General features: G+C 65.6%; 19 protein-coding genes. 12 read left to right on the plus strand and 7 right to left on the minus strand.

Going from position 1 to position 18,866, the window contains the following annotated elements:
• Positions 1-209: 209 nt before the first annotated feature.
• The gene (locus tag QA609_RS09145; protein ID WP_278302291.1) at positions 210-1,205 is read left to right on the plus strand and encodes a linear amide C-N hydrolase; all 996 of its coding nucleotides are present in this window, start codon (positions 210-212) and stop codon (positions 1,203-1,205) included.
• Between the two features lie 261 nt (positions 1,206-1,466).
• On the opposite strand, the gene QA609_RS09150 is transcribed toward QA609_RS09145, so the two are convergent.
• A complete protein-coding gene (locus tag QA609_RS09150; protein ID WP_278302292.1) occupies positions 1,467-2,240 on the minus strand; it encodes an SDR family oxidoreductase in 774 nt (257 codons plus the stop codon).
• A gap of 343 nt (positions 2,241-2,583) precedes the next feature.
• Here QA609_RS09150 and QA609_RS09155 point away from each other — a divergent pair, with 343 nt between their 5' ends.
• Positions 2,584-3,414, plus strand: a complete 831-nt coding sequence (locus QA609_RS09155; RefSeq protein WP_278302293.1) for an alpha/beta hydrolase — start codon at positions 2,584-2,586, stop codon at positions 3,412-3,414.
• 326 nt (positions 3,415-3,740) lie between these two features.
• Here QA609_RS09155 and QA609_RS09160 read toward each other — a convergent pair whose 3' ends face one another.
• Positions 3,741-4,721: an FKBP-type peptidyl-prolyl cis-trans isomerase gene (locus QA609_RS09160; RefSeq protein WP_278302294.1), complete on the minus strand. Its 981-nt coding sequence runs from the start codon at positions 4,719-4,721 to the stop codon at positions 3,741-3,743.
• 88 nt (positions 4,722-4,809) lie between these two features.
• Here QA609_RS09160 and cyaB point away from each other — a divergent pair, with 88 nt between their 5' ends.
• Entirely contained in the window at positions 4,810-5,358 is a 549-nt protein-coding gene (cyaB, locus tag QA609_RS09165; protein WP_278302295.1) for a class IV adenylate cyclase, read from the plus strand.
• A gap of 15 nt (positions 5,359-5,373) precedes the next feature.
• On the opposite strand, the gene QA609_RS09170 is transcribed toward cyaB, so the two are convergent.
• The gene (locus tag QA609_RS09170) at positions 5,374-5,895 is read right to left on the minus strand and encodes a peroxiredoxin family protein (protein WP_278302296.1); all 522 of its coding nucleotides are present in this window, start codon (positions 5,893-5,895) and stop codon (positions 5,374-5,376) included.
• A 56-nt stretch (positions 5,896-5,951) separates the two neighbouring features.
• Positions 5,952-6,653: a hypothetical protein gene (locus tag QA609_RS09175; protein ID WP_278302297.1), complete on the minus strand. Its 702-nt coding sequence runs from the start codon at positions 6,651-6,653 to the stop codon at positions 5,952-5,954.
• 80 nt (positions 6,654-6,733) lie between these two features.
• On the opposite strand from QA609_RS09175, the gene QA609_RS09180 reads away from it, so the two are divergent.
• The 8 genes from QA609_RS09180 (at position 6,734) to QA609_RS09215 (ending at position 15,485) form a co-directional block, all read left to right on the plus strand.
• Positions 6,734-7,684 carry a prenyltransferase gene (locus QA609_RS09180; protein WP_278302298.1) on the plus strand — a complete coding sequence of 317 codons (951 nt, stop codon included), beginning with the start codon at positions 6,734-6,736 and terminating at the stop codon, positions 7,682-7,684.
• Between the two features lie 70 nt (positions 7,685-7,754).
• On the plus strand, positions 7,755-8,486 hold the full coding sequence (locus QA609_RS09185; RefSeq protein WP_278302299.1) for a DUF547 domain-containing protein: 732 nt from the start codon (positions 7,755-7,757) through the stop codon (positions 8,484-8,486).
• Between the two features lie 98 nt (positions 8,487-8,584).
• A complete protein-coding gene (locus QA609_RS09190; RefSeq protein ID WP_278302300.1) occupies positions 8,585-9,790 on the plus strand; it encodes a methionine adenosyltransferase in 1,206 nt (401 codons plus the stop codon).
• 113 nt (positions 9,791-9,903) lie between these two features.
• Positions 9,904-11,208 (plus strand): MFS transporter, encoded by a 1,305-nt coding sequence (locus QA609_RS09195; RefSeq protein ID WP_278302301.1) that lies wholly within the window; start codon positions 9,904-9,906, stop codon positions 11,206-11,208.
• Positions 11,209-11,266: 58 nt separating this feature from the next.
• Entirely contained in the window at positions 11,267-12,157 is an 891-nt protein-coding gene (locus QA609_RS09200; RefSeq protein ID WP_278302302.1) for a dihydrodipicolinate synthase family protein, read from the plus strand.
• A gap of 49 nt (positions 12,158-12,206) precedes the next feature.
• Positions 12,207-13,385: a tRNA sulfurtransferase gene (locus QA609_RS09205; protein WP_278302303.1), complete on the plus strand. Its 1,179-nt coding sequence runs from the start codon at positions 12,207-12,209 to the stop codon at positions 13,383-13,385.
• A gap of 235 nt (positions 13,386-13,620) precedes the next feature.
• The gene (locus tag QA609_RS09210; protein ID WP_278302304.1) at positions 13,621-14,856 is read left to right on the plus strand and encodes a hypothetical protein; all 1,236 of its coding nucleotides are present in this window, start codon (positions 13,621-13,623) and stop codon (positions 14,854-14,856) included.
• 107 nt (positions 14,857-14,963) lie between these two features.
• Positions 14,964-15,485: a DUF5804 family protein gene (locus tag QA609_RS09215; RefSeq protein ID WP_278302305.1), complete on the plus strand. Its 522-nt coding sequence runs from the start codon at positions 14,964-14,966 to the stop codon at positions 15,483-15,485.
• Positions 15,486-15,515: 30 nt separating this feature from the next.
• On the opposite strand, the gene QA609_RS09220 is transcribed toward QA609_RS09215, so the two are convergent.
• From QA609_RS09220 to QA609_RS09230, 3 genes are all read right to left on the minus strand, one after another.
• Positions 15,516-16,196, minus strand: coding sequence for a hypothetical protein (locus QA609_RS09220; protein WP_278302306.1), 681 nt, complete (start codon positions 16,194-16,196; stop codon positions 15,516-15,518).
• A 62-nt stretch (positions 16,197-16,258) separates the two neighbouring features.
• Positions 16,259-17,236: a pyridoxal-phosphate dependent enzyme gene (locus tag QA609_RS09225; RefSeq protein WP_278302307.1), complete on the minus strand. Its 978-nt coding sequence runs from the start codon at positions 17,234-17,236 to the stop codon at positions 16,259-16,261.
• A gap of 94 nt (positions 17,237-17,330) precedes the next feature.
• Complete coding sequence (locus QA609_RS09230) at positions 17,331-18,389, minus strand: Glu/Leu/Phe/Val dehydrogenase dimerization domain-containing protein (RefSeq protein WP_278302308.1); 1,059 nt, start codon at positions 18,387-18,389, stop codon at positions 17,331-17,333.
• Between the two features lie 90 nt (positions 18,390-18,479).
• Here QA609_RS09230 and QA609_RS09235 point away from each other — a divergent pair, with 90 nt between their 5' ends.
• Complete coding sequence (locus tag QA609_RS09235) at positions 18,480-18,866, plus strand: thioredoxin family protein (RefSeq protein WP_278302309.1); 387 nt, start codon at positions 18,480-18,482, stop codon at positions 18,864-18,866.

Consider the following 18,866-nt stretch of genomic DNA (forward strand, 5'->3'; position numbering starts at 1 on the left):
TCCAGCACACAGTTTTTAACAGAATCTGGGTAGAACGTTCAGCCACTGCTGAATAGACAGCGCGAACGTGGCATGTCATCTGACTCGATCTACAAAAAGCAGTGATCGTTTGGTCCAGACCGTATGAGATTTATTCTCTTGCTCGAGGGATCGTGAATTCGTGTTTGGAAATGAATAAACGACTGCCGATAGAGAGAGGGAGAGCCTAAATGTGTACGCGGTTGGTCTACATCGGGCCCGAGAATCTCGTTCTCACCGGCCGATCGATGGACTGGCACGGCGAGATCGGCACGAACCTCTGGGTATTTCCACGAGGGATGGAACGATCGGGCGAAGTCGGTCCGAACTCGATGGAGTGGACCGCCGAGTACGGCAGCGTCACCGCCTCCGCGTACGACATCGCGACGAGCGACGGGATGAACGAGGCGGGGCTGGTCACGAACCTCCTGTGGCTCACCGAATCCGACTATCCCGAGTGGGACGGCGAGACGCCCGGGCTCTCGATTTCGGTGTGGACGCAGTACGTCCTCGACAACTTCGCGACGGTCGCCGAAGCAGTCGATCACCACCGGAACGAGGAGTTCGTCGTCGTCTCCGACGAAATCCCGACAGAGGACCGATTCGCCACGCTACACCTATCGCTGTCGGATGCGACGGGTGACAGCGCGATCTTCGAATACCTCGACGGCGAGTTGACGATCCACCATGATCGGGAGTATCAGGTCATGACGAACTCCCCGCCGTTCGACCGACAACTCGCACTCGCCGAGTACTGGTCGGAGATCGGCGGCACCGTCATGTTGCCGGGAACGAACCGACCATCCGACCGATTCGTCCGAGCGAGTTTCTTCGTGGACGCGATCCCGCAGACGCAGGATCGTCGTATTGCGACGGCGAGTGTCTTCGGTGCGATTCGTAACGTCTCCGTACCGTACGGGATCAGTACGCCGGACCAGCCAGAGATTTCCTCGACGCGCTGGCGGACGGTCGCCGATCACGAGAGCCGACGCTACTACTTCGAGTCGGCACTGTCACCGAACGTCTTCTGGCTAGATCTCGACGGCATCGACTTCGCCCCCGATGCTGGTGTTCGATCGTTGTCACTCGGCGAGAACCAGGCAAACATTTTCGCTGGGGACGTCGCCGATGACCTCGTCGAAACCGAACCGTTCGAATTTCTCGGCATCCCCGAACCTGCGAGCTAATCTCCGCTGCGTCTAAACAAGGCTCACGCTCTATATTCAGCACACAGTTTTTGACAGAATCTGGGTAGAACGTTCAGCCATTGCTGAATAGACAGCGCGTATCAGTCACTGGGTTCCGACCAGCGATGGCCGATCAAAATCTGTCGATCGACGGCAAGCAGCGACCGGCGATACACGTTGTCAATGTAAAGAGCGCTATGTGGCCGATACAATATGAAAGAGAGTCCGACCGTGACTTCTCCTGTGACCGCCGTTCGGTACCTACTGGGTGTTCGTCATCCCGCCGTCAACGACGAGCGATTCACCGGTTACGTAGTCCGAGAGATCGCTTGCGAGGTACAGCGCCGCATCCGCAACGTCTTCAGGTTGGCCCGCCCGCCGGGACGGGATCGCCTGCAAGAAGTCCGCTTCGGCATCTGTGCCCATGATCGGGTAGTCGTCGGTCGTCATCGCCGTCTCGATCAGCCCCGGATGGATCGCGTTTACTCGAATGCCATCTGGCCCCAGTTTCCCTGCCATGGCGTATGTGAACAGCCGCACAGCACCTTTCGTCCCGCAGTAGGTGACGAACTCACCCGACCCCTCGAGACCGGCGACCGACGCGAGGTTGATGATCCGACCACCATCGCCTTCGACCATCCGCTTTGCCGCCGCTTGCGCGCCGAAAAAGACACCTTTGACGTTGATGTCCATCATTCGGCCGAACGCGTCCTCGTCGACTTCGAGGAATTCCTCGCCGTGGAAGATGCCCGCGTTGTTCACCATTACGGTGACGCCGCCGAACTCCTCGGCAGCCTCGACCGCCGCTTCGAGGTCAGCGACCTTTGTGACGTCACACTCGACGAACGTCGCCTTCGCGTCCGTTTCGGCCTCGATCAGTTCGTGCGTTGGTTTCCCGCCCTCTCGAGGCGACTCCTGAATGTCCGCGACAACGATGTCGGCCCCCTCTGCAGCGAACCGACGAGCGATCGCGCGTCCGTTTCCGCTTGAACCACCCGTAACAACTGCTACGTCGTCCGTGAGTAATGGAGACATGACACACAATCTAGGTCGGGTGAGGATATAGCTTTAGCGCGAGTGACATACCCCAGGCGCAGTGACCAATGTTTGGCTGAGTAGCGTACAGGAGTCTGTTCTCTCCCTCCCACCAGCGAACATATTTTATTAATATCCCAACGAATGAATCGGGTTTAATGTGCTGAACTCATGCTCTATATTCAGTAGACACTTTCTGACAGGATCGGAATAAGACATTCAGCTCCTGCTGAATACAGAGCGCGAATCGGTCACCGACTGCACTCTCTTCGGGCAGTGCAGATTTGGTACCCGTTGACGCTATGTGACGGCCCAACACAGTCGAATAACGGTGAGCGAACACATGGCTGAAGCATCCTCACCGGACGAAGGCGAGATGATGGAAACCGTCACGTCCGCAGATGGAACCGAGATCGCGTTCGAGCGAACAGGGAGTGGGCCGCCGCTCGTGTTCGTCCACGGTACTGGCGTTGATTATACGTGGTGGGACCTCTCCGGAGTTAGTCCTGCACTTGCAGACCATTGCACGGTCTACGCAATCAACCGTCGTGGGCGCGGCGAGAGTGGCGACGCCGAGGAATACAAGCTGGAACGGGAGGTCAAGGACGTGCTCGCAGTCGTCGAGCCGATTGACGACCCAGTAACCCTGCTTGGACATTCCTATGGCGCTAATATATCGCTGGAGGCTGCCCGGCAAACTAATCATCTCTCTGACCTCATTCTCAACGATCCAGTCATACCCGTTGGCGACGACTATCCCGACGGCGACGCATTAGTTGGTGAACTAACATCGCTACTAGCCGATGGCCAACCCGAGCAGGCGTTGGTGTTCATCTGGCAAGCGGCGGGGGTCCCACAACCGCTCATCGACGAGGCTCGTTCGACTCCGAACTGGCGAGAACTCGTGGATGCCGCCGATACGATCCTCCGCGAGTTGCAAGCGATCACCGAGAACGATTTCGATGCGCCCCGGTTCGCTGGGATGACCACGCCGACGCTGTTGTTGTCCGGGAGTGAGAGTTCCGAAATTCATAACGATACGAAGGAAGCGGTCAGCAACGCGGTCCCGAATTGCCGAACCGTGACCTTCGATGGACACGGCCACTTTGCAATGGTCACCACACAAGATCGGTTCATCGATGAAGTACTCGCAGTCGTCCGTGAATCGAACTAATGGATCAGCGGCTAGCTCCGACAGCCCAGGACCTGTTCAGTATGCAGATCTACTGAACAGCCGGTTCATTGAATCCGAGGGAGAAACAAACAAAGCCGTCGTGCTGCATACATCCTCTATATTCAGCGGCCTTCTCTTGGCAGCTATCGGAGGGATCGATTGCTGTGCCGTTATCCACTTGACCTGCACGTAGCGCGAGTTTCACTCCCCACTCTCAATAACGAAATCGTGCTACTATCTACTGGTAGAGACGGCTCGAGGCGTCCGAAGCGGACGGACAGCGACGTGTCTGGACGGGGTTTACGAAAACCGCAAAAGCGGAACCGTTACTCCTCGGCGCCTTCGAGCTCCTCGACGATCTCGTCGGCGTCGACGTCGGCCTCCTCGAGGGCTTCCTCGATGTCGGCCTCGCCGCCTGCGCCGCCGCCCATGCCGCCCATCATGCCGGGCATGCCCATGCCGCCCATGCCGTCGATGACCTCCTGGACGATAACGCGGTCGACGCCCAGCTTGTCGATGACGTCCTGACCGATCTGCTGTTTGCCCATCATCCACTGCTGGTTCATCGTCATCTGGGGCGTGGCCTCGAGGTAGAGCGTCTCCTTCTCGACGACCTCGGTCTCGAACTCGGGCTCGGCATCCTCGTCGTCCTCGTCGTCCTCGTCGTCCTCGTCGGACTCGACGGGGACCTCCTCCTCGACCTCGTCGGTCTCGATCCAGAGGTCGGGCTCCATCCCGAGGTACATCTCGAACAGGCCGGCGGCCTGCTGTTCGACGTCGTCGACCTCCTCGACGACCTCGTACTCGTACTCGACGTCCTCACCCGCGAGCGGGTGGTTGAAGTCGACGCGGGCGCGGCCGCCGACGATCGTGCTGATGTAGCCCTGCTTGCCGTCGATCTGGACGTTCGCGCCGGGGTAGCGGTCGTCCTCGTCGATCTTCTCGGCGCTGACGGTCTGGACGTCGTCCGGATCGTACTCGCCGAAGGCCTCCGCGGCCTCGATCGTGACGGTGCCGGAGTCGCCGACCTCGCCGCCGATGATGGCCTCCTCGACCTCGTCGAAGATGTGGCCCTCGCCGAGGACGAGCGTGCGCGGCTCGAACTCCTCGGCCTGGTCGGCGACGCCCTCCTCCTCGGCGACCTCGGGGTCGGTCGTGTCGACCAGCTGGTCGTCCTCGGTGGTGTAGGCGGTGTAGGCGAGCGTTACGAAGTCGCCGGCCTGAAGCCCCTCGGCTTCATCGGCGTCTTCGTTCTCGTCGACGTCATCGGCCTGCGCTTCGGCTTCGGCTTCCTCTTCCTCGGTCATACGTTGTACGTCCGCCCGTCTACATTTAAGTACGACGTTTTCTCCCGAGAGCGACTGTTACTTAGGACCCGTCGACCTTTTCCGAGGCATGTACGAGGTCGAGGTCAAAGTGCCCGCCGATCTCGAGGTTGTCCGCGCTCGACTGGACGAACTCGAGGCAACGCCGATCGGCGCCGTCGTCCAGGAGGACACCTACTACGACGCGCCTCACCGATCGTTTCCCGAGACCGACGAGGCGCTGCGCATCCGTACCGAGCGGCCCGAGGACGACCCCGACGAGACCCGCCTCACGTACAAGGGACCCCTCGTCGACGACGCCTCGAAGAGCCGCGAGGAGGTCGAGACCGCGATCGGCAGCGGCGAGAAGGTCGACACCGTCCTGACGAAGTTGGGGTTCGAGCCCGCCGCGACGGTCCGCAAAGAGCGCGACCGATTCGAACTCGAGGGGTACACGGTCACCCTCGACTCGGTCGCGGACGTCGGCGAGTACGTCGAGGTCGAGACGGAAGTCGACGACGAGACCGACCTCGAGCCCGCCCGCGAGGGCGCGTTCGACGTCCTCGAGGAACTCGGGCTCGATCCGGACGAGCAGCTCCGGACCTCGTATCTCGAACTGTTGCTCGAGTCCGACTCGTAAGCGATCGTCGGCGACTCACCGCTCGGCCGTCTCGCTCTCGGCGGCCACCTCGTCTACCTTCTCGAGCAGGTCGTCGATCTCCGGCCGATCGAACGTCGAGTTGCCCTTGTAGACGGCCCCGACCGTCGGCCGATCGCCGCGGCGGTCGACGACGACGACCGACGGCATCCGACCGAAGAAGTCGCTGACGTTGCCGAGCACGCCGAACCGGACGGGCTGGTCGTAGGCGTCGCCGACCCGAGTCTCCGGATCCGCAAGCAGCGGGTACGGCAGCTCGTAGGCCGATTGCCACTCCTCGACGCGCTCGAGGGGTTCCGGAACGATCGAGACGATCTCCGCGTTGCGCTCTCTGAACGCCTCGACGTGCTCGGCGAGCGATCGAACCTGATCCCGACAGTTCGTACAGTAGTGATCACGCTGGAAGAACAGGACGACGAAGGCGACGTCGTCGGGGAGCGCGGCGAGCGAGAACGGGTCGGGACCGGCGGCCGTGTTCGGGAGCGAGAAATCGGGTGCATCGGGAGCGTCGGGAGCCATACGAATCGTTTCCGCTCCCGCCGCAAAGGCATTACTCCGACAGTCGGTCTCGTCGGCTACGGGGCGCCGTCGAATCGCCGCCCGACCTCGGCTCTCGTCTCGCGCACGATTCGGCGCTCCGCGGCCTCCATCGCCCGGATCGCCTCGTCGGTGTACTCGATCGATCCCGTCGGCAGCCCGGCGGCGAACGGCCCGCCGACGAACTCGCCGGGATCGAGCTCGACCGCGAAGACGAACGCGTCCCGGTGTCGCCCGAGCGGGCCGGTAAACGGGAACGCCTCCTCGACGAGTTCGAGCGCGTCGTCGCGATCGAACGCAGCCCGAACCGCCGGCCAGAACCCCGTCTCCGGTCGCTCGACGATGGGTTCGATCCCGTCGCCGAGACGCGCCAGTCGCTCGAGAACCTCCTCGCGGACGGCCCGTCGCCTGGCCGGCGGAACGTCCGGACGGAGCGCCTCGACGTAGCTATCGCGCGCGAGCAGCTCGTCCGCGAACTCCTCGATCGGCGCGTCGCCGTCGACGTACTCAAGGACGATGTCGAACTGCTCGAGCGAGCGTCGGCGGTACGTCGCGAGCTCCGGTTCGACGACCGCCCGCTCGAGGCCGTCGGCGTTTTTCCGGAGCAGATCGACGGCCGTCCCGCCGAGCCCGAGCCCGCTACCCCGCAGCGCTCGGCCGACGCTGAACTCCCGGCGGGTCGCGTCGATCGTTCGGTCGACGAACGTCTCGAACCCGGCTCTGGCGGCTTCACGACTCATACCTCGCGTTCTCGGCGCTCGGTGGCGATGAACCTTCGGGCATCGACAGAGCTACCATCGGCGGACGATGACCGAACGGCGTGATCGGAGAGCCGATCCGGGTTCGACTCCGGGAGCGCACGCCCCGACTCTGGACGCTGTGGGCGGCGAGCCGACCGAGCCAGCTCGCGCTCATTTTGCTCGTCTACGCGCTCGGAGTCGGGATGGCGACGGCGGGCCCCCCGGTCGTCGTCGACGGGGCCGACGTCGGCTCGACGTCGTTTCGGCTGTCGGCCCTCGCGGGCGCGCTCGCCGTGCTCCCGGTCGCGGTCGCGATCCACTACGCCAACGAGTACGCGGACATCGAGACCGACGCCCTGACCGAGCGCACCCCCTTCTCGAGCGGGAGCGGAGCACTCGAGGCCACGGGATTGTCGGCGGGGTTTCTCCGGCGGGCGACGGTCGGCGTCACCGTCGTCTCGGGCTGTGGCGTCGTCCTCGCGGCCGCGACGCTCCCGCTCGACGCCGTCGGGGTGCTCGTCGCGATCCTGCTCGCGGGGCTCGGCTACTCGCTCCCGCCCGTCGCGTTGATCCGGCGCGGATTGGGAGAGTTCGTCAACGCGGTCCTCGGCGGACTGTTGCTCCCGCTGTACGGTGTCACCGTCGTGGCGACCCCGACCGGAATCGCCGGGCTCGCAGTCGTCCCGTTCGTGCTCGTCGTCGGCTGTAACCTGTTTGCGACCCACTGGCCGGACCGGGAGGCCGACGCGGCCGTCGGGAAGCGGACGCTCGTCGTCCGGTGGTCACCACGCGGGATCCGACGGGCCTACGCCGTCCTCGGGCTCGGGGCCGTCGCGGTCACGACCGGCCTGTGGGCTGCGGCCGCGGTTCCGACCGCCGTCGGGGTCGCCACGCTCGCTTCGCTGTCGATTCTCGTGTGGGGGTGGACGACTCTGACGCGCCAACGTGACCCGTCTCCCTCGGTGGTGGCGATGGTCGTCCTCGCCGTCGCATCGACGGTCGCGTGGTGGTGGGTCGGCCTCGGCCCGTGAGCCGCCGGCCCTGCACGGACCGTCTCCGGCCGCGGGCCCTTTTAGTATCGGGGCTCCCTGGGGGAAGACGATGAGCGATCCCGCGTCGGACGTCGGTGACGGTACGTCCGCTCCGGACCCCGTGGCTGCGGCTCGCGGCCTCCTCGAGCGAGTCAGACGCCAGGAACTGCCGACGGACCCGCTCCGAACGCTCGCTGACGCCTCCCACGGCTCGCTCGAGTCGGTACGGGAGGATCGCCACCATGGACTGGCCTTCTGGCTCAACGTCTACAACGCGGCGGCCCAGCTGCTGCTCGAGGCTCGTCCCGAGCTGTTCGACTCCCGGTGGCGGTTCTTTCGCGTGCCGTCGATCACCGTCGCCGGGGCCGAGCTGAGCCTGGACGACATCGAGCACGGCGTGCTCCGCGGTCGACGCTCGAAGTACGGACTCGGCTACCTTCCTCGGCTTTCGACTGCTGGACTTCCGAAGGCGTACCGGCTCGAGCCCGACCCTCGGATTCACTTCGCCCTCAACTGCGGCGCCGCGAGCTGTCCGGCCGTCCTCGCCTACGAGCCCGACACGATCGACGAGACGCTCGACCGGGCGACGAAGAATTATCTGGACCGAACCGTCACCTACGACGCCGAGCGAAACCGAGTCCAGCTCCCGCGAGTCTGTCTCTGGTTCGTCGGTGACTTCGGCGGCCGTTCCGGGCTCCGGTCGTTCCTCCGGGCGTTCGAGCAGATCCCACCGGGGGCGTCACCGTCGCTCCGATTCCGGTCGTACGACTGGACCAGAGCGTCTCGCAAGTTCGCCACGTAGTCCGGAGCGATCAGCTCCGTTCTAGATTACCGTGGCGCATTTTCTCACCCCGGGCTGTTTCCGCAAGTTATAGAACCACGCTCGGACAACTCGAAGTAATGAGTCAGCGGAATATCCGGGTCGAGCCGATCGACCGCCAGGCAGTAGAGGACCAGGAGGTCGAAATCGTCGAGCGAAAGGGGATCGGTCACCCCGACTCGATCTGTGACGGCGTCGCCGAGAGCGTCGCCGGGGCGCTCGCCCGCGAGTATATCGACCGCGTCGGCGAGGTGCTCCACTTCAACACCGACGAGACCCAGCTGGTCGCCGGCGAGGCCGCGCCAGCCTTCGGCGGCGGCGAGGTCGTCGACCCCATCTATCTGCTGATCGTCGGCCGCGCGACCAAACGCTACGAGGGCCAGGCGATCCCCGCCGAAACGATCGCGCTGCGGGCCGCCCGCGAGTATCTCGAGGAGACGATCCCTCAGCTCACCTACGGCGAGGACATCGTCGTCGACGTCAAGCTCGGCGAGGGCAGCGGCGACCTCCAGGAGGTCTTCGGCGAGGACGAGGTCAGCGTCCCGATGGCCAACGACACCAGCTTCGGCGTCGGCCACGCACCCCTCACAGAGACCGAGCAGATCGTCCTCGAGGCCGAACGGCGGCTTAACGGCGAGTACGCGAGCACCCACCCCGAGCTCGGCCCCGACGTGAAGATCATGGGCAAACGGGAGGGTGATCGGATCGACGTCACCGTCGCGGCGGCGATGGTCGACGAGTACATCGCCGACATCGACGAGTACGCCGACGCGGTCGAGTCGGTCCGGGAGTTCGTCGGCGAGGTCGCGGACGACCACACCGACCGCGAGGTCGACGTCCACGTCAACACCGCCGACGACTACGAGGAGGGCTCGATCTACCTCACCGTGACTGGCACCTCCGCCGAGCAGGGCGACGACGGCTCCGTCGGTCGGGGCAACCGCGCGAACGGCCTCATCACCCCCAACCGGTCGATGTCGATGGAGGCCACCAGCGGAAAGAACCCCGTCAACCACATCGGGAAGATCTACAACCTGCTCTCGACGTCGATCGCCGAATCGGTCGTCGACGACGTCGACGGGATCCGCGACCTGCGCGTTCGGCTGCTCTCCCAGATCGGTCGTCCGATCGACCAGCCCCACGTCGCCGACGTCCACGTCGTCACCGAGGAAGATGTCGCCCTCGAGGACGTCCGGGGCGACGTCGAGGCCATCGTCGACGCCGAACTCGGCGACGTCACCGAGATCACCCGCCAGGTGATCGACGGCGAGTTGACCACCTTCTAGCGCCGCTTCGCGTTCGGTCTCCGTTCTCGGCGATCCGATACCGGCACGAGCTCCGGGCTTCGGAATAGTCAAGAACCGGTCCGGCCTATCGGGTTACGAATCGAAACACTGGCATGCCCGAACCGTCCCCAGACTCGAGCGAGCCGCTCGACGTCTCCCCCCGATCGGTCGTCCTCGCCGTCGTCGCGAGTACCTTCTTCGTCGGCTTCGGCGGCGGCGTCATCTTCCCGATTCTGCCGAACCTGGGGGAAGTCCTGGGCATCTCCGCGTTCATGGTCGGAGCGATCCTCGCGGCCAACCGCTGGACCAGGCTGGTCGCGAACGCGCCCGCTGGCGTACTCGTCGACCGGATCGGCACCCGGAAACCGTTCATCGCGGGGCTGGCGATCGAAGGCGTCGCAACCTTCGGCTACGTCGTCGCCCTGCTCGCCGCCCATCCGTCGCTGTGGTTCCTCCCGGACGTCCCCGAGGCCTGGTTCATGATCGCTCGGATCCTCTGGGGGATCGGTAGCGCGCTCGTGTTCGCGACGGCGTACACGATTACCGCCGACGTCAGCGACTCCGGCTCCCGGGGAACGAGCATGGGGATCGTCCGCGCGGGGATCACCTTCGGCTTCCCCGCGGGACTCGTGCTCGGCGGAGTCGTCAGCGAGACCTACGGCAACGCCGAGGCGTTCGTCCTCGCGGCCGCCTTCGCCGGGCTGGCGAGTATCATCGCCTACTTCGTTGTCCCCGAAACCCACGTCGAGGAGCACGACTCCTCGGTCAAACCGTGGGACCTCGAGCTAACCGTCCCCGCGCTCACCGTCGGCCTGGTCAACTTCGGGCTCTACTTCGCGTACGTCGGCGTCCTGTTCTCGACGCTCGTGATCTACCTGCAGGTCGAGGCGCTGACGATCTCGGCGACGGCGTTCGGCTACGATCTCGAGTACGGCGCGCAGGGAACGTCGGGGATGCTGATGGCGGTTTCGGTGCTGGCGGGTGCGGTGTTTACGATCGTCGGGGGTGCGCTGAGCGACTCCGTCGGCGCACGGGTTCCGATTCTCGTCCTCTTTCTGGTTACGGCCTGCGTCGGCTTCGCGGTCCTGACGGTGGCGCCCTCGCTACCCGCCGTCGTGCTCGCCTGTGCGCTGATCGGGGCGGGACAGGGTGGCGTCGGCGGTCCGCTGACCGCCTTACTGGCGGATCTCACGGAAGAGGATCGGATGGGACGAGCGATGGGGACGAACAACGTTCTCGGCGACGTCGGCGGCGGACTCGGCCCGATGATCGCGGTGCCGTTCGCGGAGACGATCGGGTTCGAGGTGATGTACGCGGTGAGCACCGTCGTTCCTCTGCTGGCCGGCGTCGTCCTCGTCGCCGGCGTCTACAGCCACACCGGGAGCCTGAGCCCGACCGTCGAGGAGTCGGCGGCCTGATTGCCCGCGGTATCGCCGCGAGAGCAACGATTTTCACGCGAGCGATACTGCCTCCTCTATGGACCTTCACGACGCACTCAGCGGGATCACCTGTCCGACCGTCACGCCGTTCGACGGCGGCGAGATCGACGAAGCCGCGCTCCTCGACCTGCTCGCACACCTTCGGGAGGGCGGGATCGATAGCGTCTTCGCCTGTGGCACCTCCGGGGAGTTCCCGAGTCTCGGCCCCGAGGAACGCCGTCGCGTGATCGAGCTGACCGTCGACCACGCCGACGGCCCGGTGATCGCCTGTGCGGGCGCGACCAGCGTCGACGAGGCCGTCACCCACGTCGGTAACGCCGCCGACGCCGGCGCGGACGCGGCCGCGCTGGTGCCACCCTATTTCACCCCGGCGAACGCCCCCAGCGGAAACGAGCGGTTCTTCGAGCGGGTCGCCGAGGAGACGACCCTGCCGATCGTCCTCTACAACATTCCCCAGTACACGGGCCAGCGGATCGAGCCCGAGACGGTCGCGGCCCTCGCCGAACGGGAGGCGTTCGTCGGAATCAAGGACTCGAGCGGGGATCTGACCTACTTCCAGTCGCTCGTCCGCGAGACCCCCGCGGAGTTCCTGTGTCTGATGGGCTACGACTCCCTGCTCGTGCCGTCGATCCGGCTGGGCGGGGACGGCGGGATCAACGCGCTGTCGAACGTCGTTCCGCGAACGTTCAGCGAGACGGTCGACGCAGCCGAAACCGACCGCGGGCAGGAACTGCAGTCGGAGGCGATCGCTCCGCTGTTCGAGACCTGCGCGAGCCACGGGTTCGCCCAGGCGACGAAGACCGGACTGGTCCAGCGCGACGTACTCCCCTCCGACGAGGTCCGACCCCCGCTGGTCTCGACCGACGAGGCGGCGGCCGACGAGATTCGAACGGCCCTCGAGCGGGCGCTCACGGTCGCCGAGCGCTGACGCGCCCGGCTCGTAATCCCCTTATACTCGCACCCGGCTACGGTTCGGTATGCACCCGCCGGGAGCCGACACCGTCCTCGTCCGCCACGGGGACATCAACACCAAGAGCAATACCGTCAGGCGGTACATGGAGGAGCTCCTCGCGGAGAACCTCCGGGCGATCCTCGAGGACCGCTCGATTCCCGGTTCGGTCGAACGCCGGTGGAGCCGACTGCTGATTCACACGACCGAGGAGGCCGTCGCGGACGCGACGGCGGCCGCGGCCGACACGTTCGGGGTCGTCTCCGCCAGCCCGTGTCTGACGGTCAGTACCGAGCAGGCGGCGATCCTCGAGGCGCTCGAGGAGATCGCACGCGCCCGCTACGACGGCGGCAGCTTCGCCGTCGACGCGCGACGGGCCGACAAGGAGCTCCCTTACGACAGCGAGGACCTCGCCCGGGAGGGCGGATCGACGATCTGGGCGGCCGTCGCCGACGAGTTCGAACCCGAGGTCGACCTCGACGATCCCGACCTCACCTTCGGCGTCGAGGTTCGCCGGGAGGGGGCGTTCCTCTCCCTCGAGGAGCGGTCCGGCCCGGGCGGGCTCCCGCTCGGCGCCCAGGAGCCGGTCATCGCGATGGTCAGCGGCGGGATCGACTCGCCCGTCGCCGCCTACGAGATGATGAAACGCGGGAGCCCGATCGTTCCGGCGTACGTCGATCTGGGTCAGTTCGGCGGGGTCGACCACGAGGCCCGTGCGATGGAGACGGTTCGGGTTCTCTCCCGGTACGCCCCGAACTTCGACATGCAGGTCTACAGGGTTCCCGGCGGAGAGGCCCTCTCGGTCCTCGTCGAGGAGATGGAGGAAGGACGGATGCTCTCGATGCGGCGGTTTTTCTACCGGGCTGCGGAGGTGCTGGCCGAGCGCGTCGACGCCCACGGGATCGTCACCGGGGAGGCTGCCGGCCAGAAGTCGAGCCAGACGGTCCAGAACCTCGGCGTCACGAGCCGCGCGACCCGCCTGCCGGTCCACCGGCCGCTCCTGACCCGGGACAAAAACGAGATCGTGGCCCAAGCCCGCGAGATCGGCACGTTCGCGGAGTCGACGATCGACGCCGGCTGCAACCGCGTCGCACCTGACAGGGCAGAAACCAACGCCCGACTGAAACCTCTGCTCAAGGCGGAACCGGACGACCTCTTCGAACGGGCCGAGGAGGCCGCGCGGAACGCGGAACTGGTCGAGCCGTAGCCGTTTGCCAGCGCGTTTGCTCGAAGGGACGGTTGATCCCGCTCCAGCGTCGTTACGGCTGCTTCGAGCGTTTCCGAGCCGAACAGTTCTCCGCTGGGAGACGATTGCCGAACTGGAGAGGTCGATCCCCGATTCGCTGCTGCGCCTCGAGATTCTATTTTAGAATCTATAATCTTTCAACTAATGCAAGCGATCACAAGAACCAATACAGAACGCATCGATCTGGATTACTGTCATGGTGGTCAACAGAGAGGCAGTTCGACGGCGAACGGTACTGAAAACGATCGGTGCGGTCGGTGTGATCGGGAGCGCGAGCGGCGTCGCCTCGGCGAACGGACGGGGCAATCGCAGTCCGAAACTGGAGTTGGTCGGTCATTCGACGCTCGGTCCGCGCGACGGAGCGAACACCCACGCCGCGGTGAACGAGGACCTCGACCTCGCAGCGGTCGGATCGTTCGTCTCAGTCGATCCTGAAGTTCGAATCGTGGACATCTCGGACCACACGAACCCGGAGATGACAGGATGGGTCGAGACGGGGCCGGGCGGTGACATCCGGAACGCTGACATTCACCCCACGGAGCCATGGGTGTTCACCGCCAACGAGGGCGGCTCGGATGCCGGCTGGGCGATCGTCGACGCCAGCGACAAGGAGAACCCGGAACTCGTCACCCATGTCAGCGTCGAGGGCGCCAGCGCCGGCGTTCACAACGTCCAGACCTTCGGCGAGGACTATCTCATCTGTGCGCTCCACCACGGAGACCGTGGGATCGTCGTCTACGACATCACCGATCCCGAAGATCCTGAGGAGGTTTCGGAGTTCCAGGTCGACGACCACATGGTCCACGCCGCACACGTCCATGGCGAGCACGTCTTCCTCGCCCACTGGAACGCGGGTCTCTACGTCCTCGACATGAGCGATCCTGAAAATCCGGAGGAAGTCGCCAGGTTCGATTATCGGGAGGAAGAGGCCGACGTCCCGCTCCGAAACTGCCACCACGCCGTTCCCCACCCCTCGAAGGATATCGTTTTACTCGGCGAGGAGGTCGGAAGCGAAGAGCCCGGGTACAAGCACACCGTCGAGTTCGATCTCGATACCGGCGAGACCGAACTACTCTCCTCGTTCCAGTTCCCCCAGCACGCAACCCAGACCGACTCCACGACGTACTGGTGGACCGGTCACTTCTCGGACTGGGGCGTCGGCGATCAGGAGGACGTCGTTTTCAGCGGCGACTACAAGGCCGGCGTCCAGGCGTTCGACGTCTCCGATCCTGAAGACCCGGTGCGTATTTCCCAGTACATGCCGACCGAGGGCGTCGGCGAGGTCCGACGAGAAGATCCTGTCCGTTCGGACCTGCTCGATCACGTCCCGTTCACCTGGGGTGCGGAAAGTCAGCTCGCGGGAGACAGCGGGCGCGTCTACGCGGCTGACGCCACCACCGGATTCTACGTCCTCGAGCTCGAGGGATACTGACGACACCGGACCGTCGCCCGTTCGGGGTTTCGACGTCCGGACACACCGGTAGTTCCGCTCGAGCGGAAGGGAAACGCCCATTATTCCGACTCGCCCACCTCCGAACAGTGACTCGCGTCTGTCTCGTCGGCGACTCCGAGGTGAACCTCCAGTACGAACTGCTCTCGAGGGAGACCTCCCGCGAGGCGCTTGCGACCTACGACCTCGAGCGACCGTTCGAGAACGCCCTCGCCGTTCGTACGGTCAGCGTCGGCGCGGCGGTCTCGTTGCTGAACGACCTGGACTGGTACCTCACCCGGTTCGTCGACGAGGCGCTCGTCCAGGAGCCCTCCGTCAGCGAGACGGAGTGGCTCTCGCGGTCGCTGGCCGCCGAGCTGCGAAACGGCGCCCTCGAGGCCGACGACACCGGGGAGTTCTGCAAGATCTACGGACTCGAGCGCTCCGACGAACCCGAGGCGGACCACGACGACGGCGAGGAGGGAAGCGACCTCGAGGACCGTCCGACGAGACCGCGGCTCGTCGAGCCGCTGTACGTTCGCCGCACGGACGGCGAACTCCCCGAGTACGACCTCCGGGACGTCGCGGACACGCTGGTCGTCCGACTGACCGAATCGGAGTACTCGCCGTAGCCGACGGTCTCGCTCGCCGCCCGGTCGACGCTACTCGTCGGCAGCGAGGTCGAACTCGTGGATGTCGCCGTCGTGGTCGACGATCGTTACTGAGCCCTCATCGACCGGGTCGCCGCCCTCGGAGACGCGTACCAGCCGCCCCATAGTTACCTCCTGTTGTGCGCAGCCACCGACGTCGTCGCCGTCGTCGGCGACCGCCTCGAGTCGGATCGCTCCCGCTTCGAGTTCCGCCGCCTCGAGACCGAGTTCGTAACACAGGTTCGGCCCGCGAGCCTCGAGCGCGACGAGCGAGGCCTCGTCGAACGCGGTCTCCTCGAGGAACGCCGCGGCATCCTCATCGACGTCCCGCTCGGCGAGCCACGCGTCGGCGTCCTCTCGGTTGGTCAGCAGCACCGCCGCCGGCTCCGAGCGCGGCTCGGTGGTGGTAAACGCCGCGTCCTCGATCGACGGACTCCCGTCCTCATCCCCGTCCCCGTTCTCGTCGTCGTCGGTTTCTTTGCCGTCGTCCGCCTCGGTATCGTCGTTCTCGCCGTCGTCCGCATCGTCCTCGTCCTCTCGGTCGTCGTCGTTGGTCGACGTCCCGTCGTCAGCGGTTCCGTCGTCGTTCGTCCCATCGTCAGCGCCCGACGGATCGTCCCCGATACAGCCGGCGAGGAGGGCGATTGCGCCGGCCGTCCCGGTCAACAACTCACGTCTGGATCGACGTTTCATACATCCGACCGATGATGCGTGAGATAAAGAGGGTTCGCCAAGGTGAAAGAGCGACTGTAGCCTCAGTCGAACAGCCCGGTCGAGAGGTAGCGCTCGCCGCTGTCCCAGAAGACGGTGACGACCAGCGGGCAGTCCTCGAGGGTCCCGCCGTCGGGCTCGGGGGTCGCCTGGGGCTGTCGGTCGAAGACGTCCGGCACCTCCGGGCAGTCGGCCTCGGGCTCGGCGATCTCCTCGGCGATCAGGTTCGAGACGAGGCTCGTCGCGCCGCTGGACTGGCCGACGAGGATCCCCTCCTCGCGGGCGAGTCGGCGACACTCGTCTTCGGCGTCCTCGAGGCGAACCGTCTCGACGCGGTCGATCAGATCGACATCGAGGTTGTCGCTGACGAAACCGGGCCCCATCCCCTGAAAGCCGTCGTTGCCGGGTTCGCCCGTCGAGAGGACTGCGTTCTCGGCCGGCTCGACGGCGATGATATCCATCTCGGGAAACTCCTCGCGGAGTCGTCGCCCCGTCCCGGAGAGGGTGCCGCCGGTGCCGACGCCGGCGACGAAGGCGTCGACCTCGCGGTCGCCGACCTGCTCGACGATCTCCTCGCCGGTCGTCCGGTAGTGGGCCTGCGGGTTGGCGGGGTTCTCGAACTGGCCGAGCTGGACCGCCCCTTGTTCCTCGAGCTCGTCGGCGCGCTCGCGGGCTTCCGTCATCTCGCCCTCGACAAGTTCGAGTTCGGCGCCGTAGGCGGCCATGATCCGCCGTCGCTCCTCGGACTTCGAGGCCGGCATCACGATCGTGAGGTCGTAGCCGCGAGCGGCCGCGACCAGCGAGAGACCGATCCCGGTGTTGCCGCTGGTGGGCTCGACGAGCCAGTCGCCGGGCTCGATCAGCCCCTCCTGCTCGGCCGTTCGGATCATCTCGAGGGCCGGCCGATCCTTGGCCGACCCTCCGGGGTTGAAGGATTCGACCTTGGCGGCGACGGTCGCTCCCTCCGGCGAGTCGACCTGGACGAGCGGCGAGCCGATCGTGTCCAGGATGCTTCCCTTCATTGCGAGCGCGTAGGAAGCGGAGACGTAAACCCGTACTGGCCCTCGCAGGACGTGCCGGTGTCGGCGGCCGGAGCGAGCGAACGGGCTCGACGGACTACGGCTGTGGCAGCGACTGCGACTCGCCGTCCGCGCCCGCGATCCGCTCTTTGGCGTAAGCCTCGGCCGCCTCGAGGACGGTCGTTCCCTCGTCGTCGGCGCGCTCGATCATTCCGCGCAGCCGTCCCTCGATCGTCTCGGCTTCCGCGTAGGCCTCCTCGTAGCTGCCGCCGAAGTGGTCCTTGGCGACGGTGATCAGGCCGCCAGCGTTGATCACGTAGTCGGGCGCGTACAGGATCCCGCGCTCGCGAAGCGCCTCGGCGTGGCGGCGTTCGGCCAGCACGTTGTTCGCGGCGCCCGCGACGATGTCACACTCGAGCGTGGGGATCGTCTCGTCGTCGAGAATCCCGCCGATTGCACACGGCGCGAAGACGTCACAGGACTGGGCGTACACCGCGTCGGGTTCGACGGTGTCGGCGCCGTGCTCGGTCGCGAACGCCTCGAGGGCCTCCCGGCTTACGTCCGAGACCGTCACTTCGGCCCCGGCCTCGAGCAGCTCCTCGGCCAGCGCCCGCCCGACCTTCCCCAGCCCCTGGACGACGACCTCGAGGCCCTCGAGGTCGTCATCGCCGTGGACGTGATCGACGCAGGCCCGGATCCCGCAGAACACCCCGTGTGCGGTCACTCCCGACGGGTTCTCTAACCCGTCGCTCGCGCCGACGACGTGGTCGGTCTGACGGGCGACGACGTCCATCTCCGCGGCGCTCGAGTTGATATCGACCGACGTGATGTACCGTCCGCCCAGGCGGTCGACCGCGCGGCCGTAGGCCTCGAGGGTCGCCTCAGTTTTGACCTCGTCAGGGTCGCCGAGGATCACCGCCTTCCCGCCACCCAGCGGGAGGTCGGCTGCGGCCGCCTTGTACGTCATCGCCTTCGAGAGCCGGAGCACGTCCTCGAGGGCCGCGTCCTCGGAGTCGTAGTCGAGGATTCGCGTGCCGCCCAGCGAGGGACCGAGCGTCGTGTCGTGGATCGCGACGATCGCTTGCAGCCCCGTCTCGGGGTCGGTGACGTACGATACCTGTTCGTGGCCGGCGTCGCCGATCGCGTCGAATACCATGCATAATAATGGTTTTGTTTCCCGTAAAAATACCACCGGTCTGCTCGGCGAAGCGCGGCCGTTAAGCCGCCGCGCCTGAAACTCGCGGGTATGAGTCTCGAAACCATGCGACCGAACCCGACGTGGGACGCCGCCTCCTACGAAGACGCCGTCGACACGCTCGCGGCCCACCGCGACGAGCTGACCTACAGGATCTGGGGCGGCGACTGGTGTAAGGACTGTCGCGCCCTACTGCCCGATTTCGGTGCGGCGCTCGAGGCGGCCGAGATACCCGACGAGCGAATCGAGGAGATCGGCCTCGACGAGAACAAGGAGGGACCGAAGGTCGACGCCTACGACGTCGAGTACATCCCGACGATCGTCGTCGAGGACGACGACGGCGAGGAGATCACCCGATTCGTCGAGGAAGAACGCGTCCCACCGGCCGTCTGGATCGCGGGCCAGCTCGAGCAGGAACTCGGGACCGAAACGGCCTGA

Source organism: Natronococcus sp. A-GB7 (genome assembly GCF_029688865.1).
In the GTDB taxonomy this organism is placed as follows: domain Archaea; phylum Halobacteriota; class Halobacteria; order Halobacteriales; family Natrialbaceae; genus Natronococcus.

Bases quoted from the DNA above. Each gene is read 5' to 3' on its own strand.
- QA609_RS09145 (WP_278302291.1), top strand. From the start codon at position 210: ATGTGTACGCGGTTGGTCTACATCGGGCCCGAGAATCTCGTTCTCACC.
- QA609_RS09150 (WP_278302292.1), bottom strand. From the start codon at position 2,240: ATGTCTCCATTACTCACGGACGACGTAGCAGTTGTTACGGGTGGTTCA.
- QA609_RS09155 (WP_278302293.1), top strand. From the start codon at position 2,584: ATGGCTGAAGCATCCTCACCGGACGAAGGCGAGATGATGGAAACCGTC.
- QA609_RS09160 (WP_278302294.1), bottom strand. From the start codon at position 4,721: ATGACCGAGGAAGAGGAAGCCGAAGCCGAAGCGCAGGCCGATGACGTC.
- cyaB (WP_278302295.1), top strand. From the start codon at position 4,810: ATGTACGAGGTCGAGGTCAAAGTGCCCGCCGATCTCGAGGTTGTCCGC.
- QA609_RS09170 (WP_278302296.1), bottom strand. From the start codon at position 5,895: ATGGCTCCCGACGCTCCCGATGCACCCGATTTCTCGCTCCCGAACACG.
- QA609_RS09175 (WP_278302297.1), bottom strand. From the start codon at position 6,653: ATGAGTCGTGAAGCCGCCAGAGCCGGGTTCGAGACGTTCGTCGACCGA.
- QA609_RS09185 (WP_278302299.1), top strand. From the start codon at position 7,755: ATGAGCGATCCCGCGTCGGACGTCGGTGACGGTACGTCCGCTCCGGAC.
- QA609_RS09190 (WP_278302300.1), top strand. From the start codon at position 8,585: ATGAGTCAGCGGAATATCCGGGTCGAGCCGATCGACCGCCAGGCAGTA.
- QA609_RS09195 (WP_278302301.1), top strand. From the start codon at position 9,904: ATGCCCGAACCGTCCCCAGACTCGAGCGAGCCGCTCGACGTCTCCCCC.
- QA609_RS09200 (WP_278302302.1), top strand. From the start codon at position 11,267: ATGGACCTTCACGACGCACTCAGCGGGATCACCTGTCCGACCGTCACG.
- QA609_RS09205 (WP_278302303.1), top strand. From the start codon at position 12,207: ATGCACCCGCCGGGAGCCGACACCGTCCTCGTCCGCCACGGGGACATC.
- QA609_RS09210 (WP_278302304.1), top strand. From the start codon at position 13,621: ATGGTGGTCAACAGAGAGGCAGTTCGACGGCGAACGGTACTGAAAACG.
- QA609_RS09220 (WP_278302306.1), bottom strand. From the start codon at position 16,196: ATGAAACGTCGATCCAGACGTGAGTTGTTGACCGGGACGGCCGGCGCA.
- QA609_RS09225 (WP_278302307.1), bottom strand. From the start codon at position 17,236: ATGAAGGGAAGCATCCTGGACACGATCGGCTCGCCGCTCGTCCAGGTC.
- QA609_RS09230 (WP_278302308.1), bottom strand. From the start codon at position 18,389: ATGGTATTCGACGCGATCGGCGACGCCGGCCACGAACAGGTATCGTAC.
- QA609_RS09235 (WP_278302309.1), top strand. From the start codon at position 18,480: ATGAGTCTCGAAACCATGCGACCGAACCCGACGTGGGACGCCGCCTCC.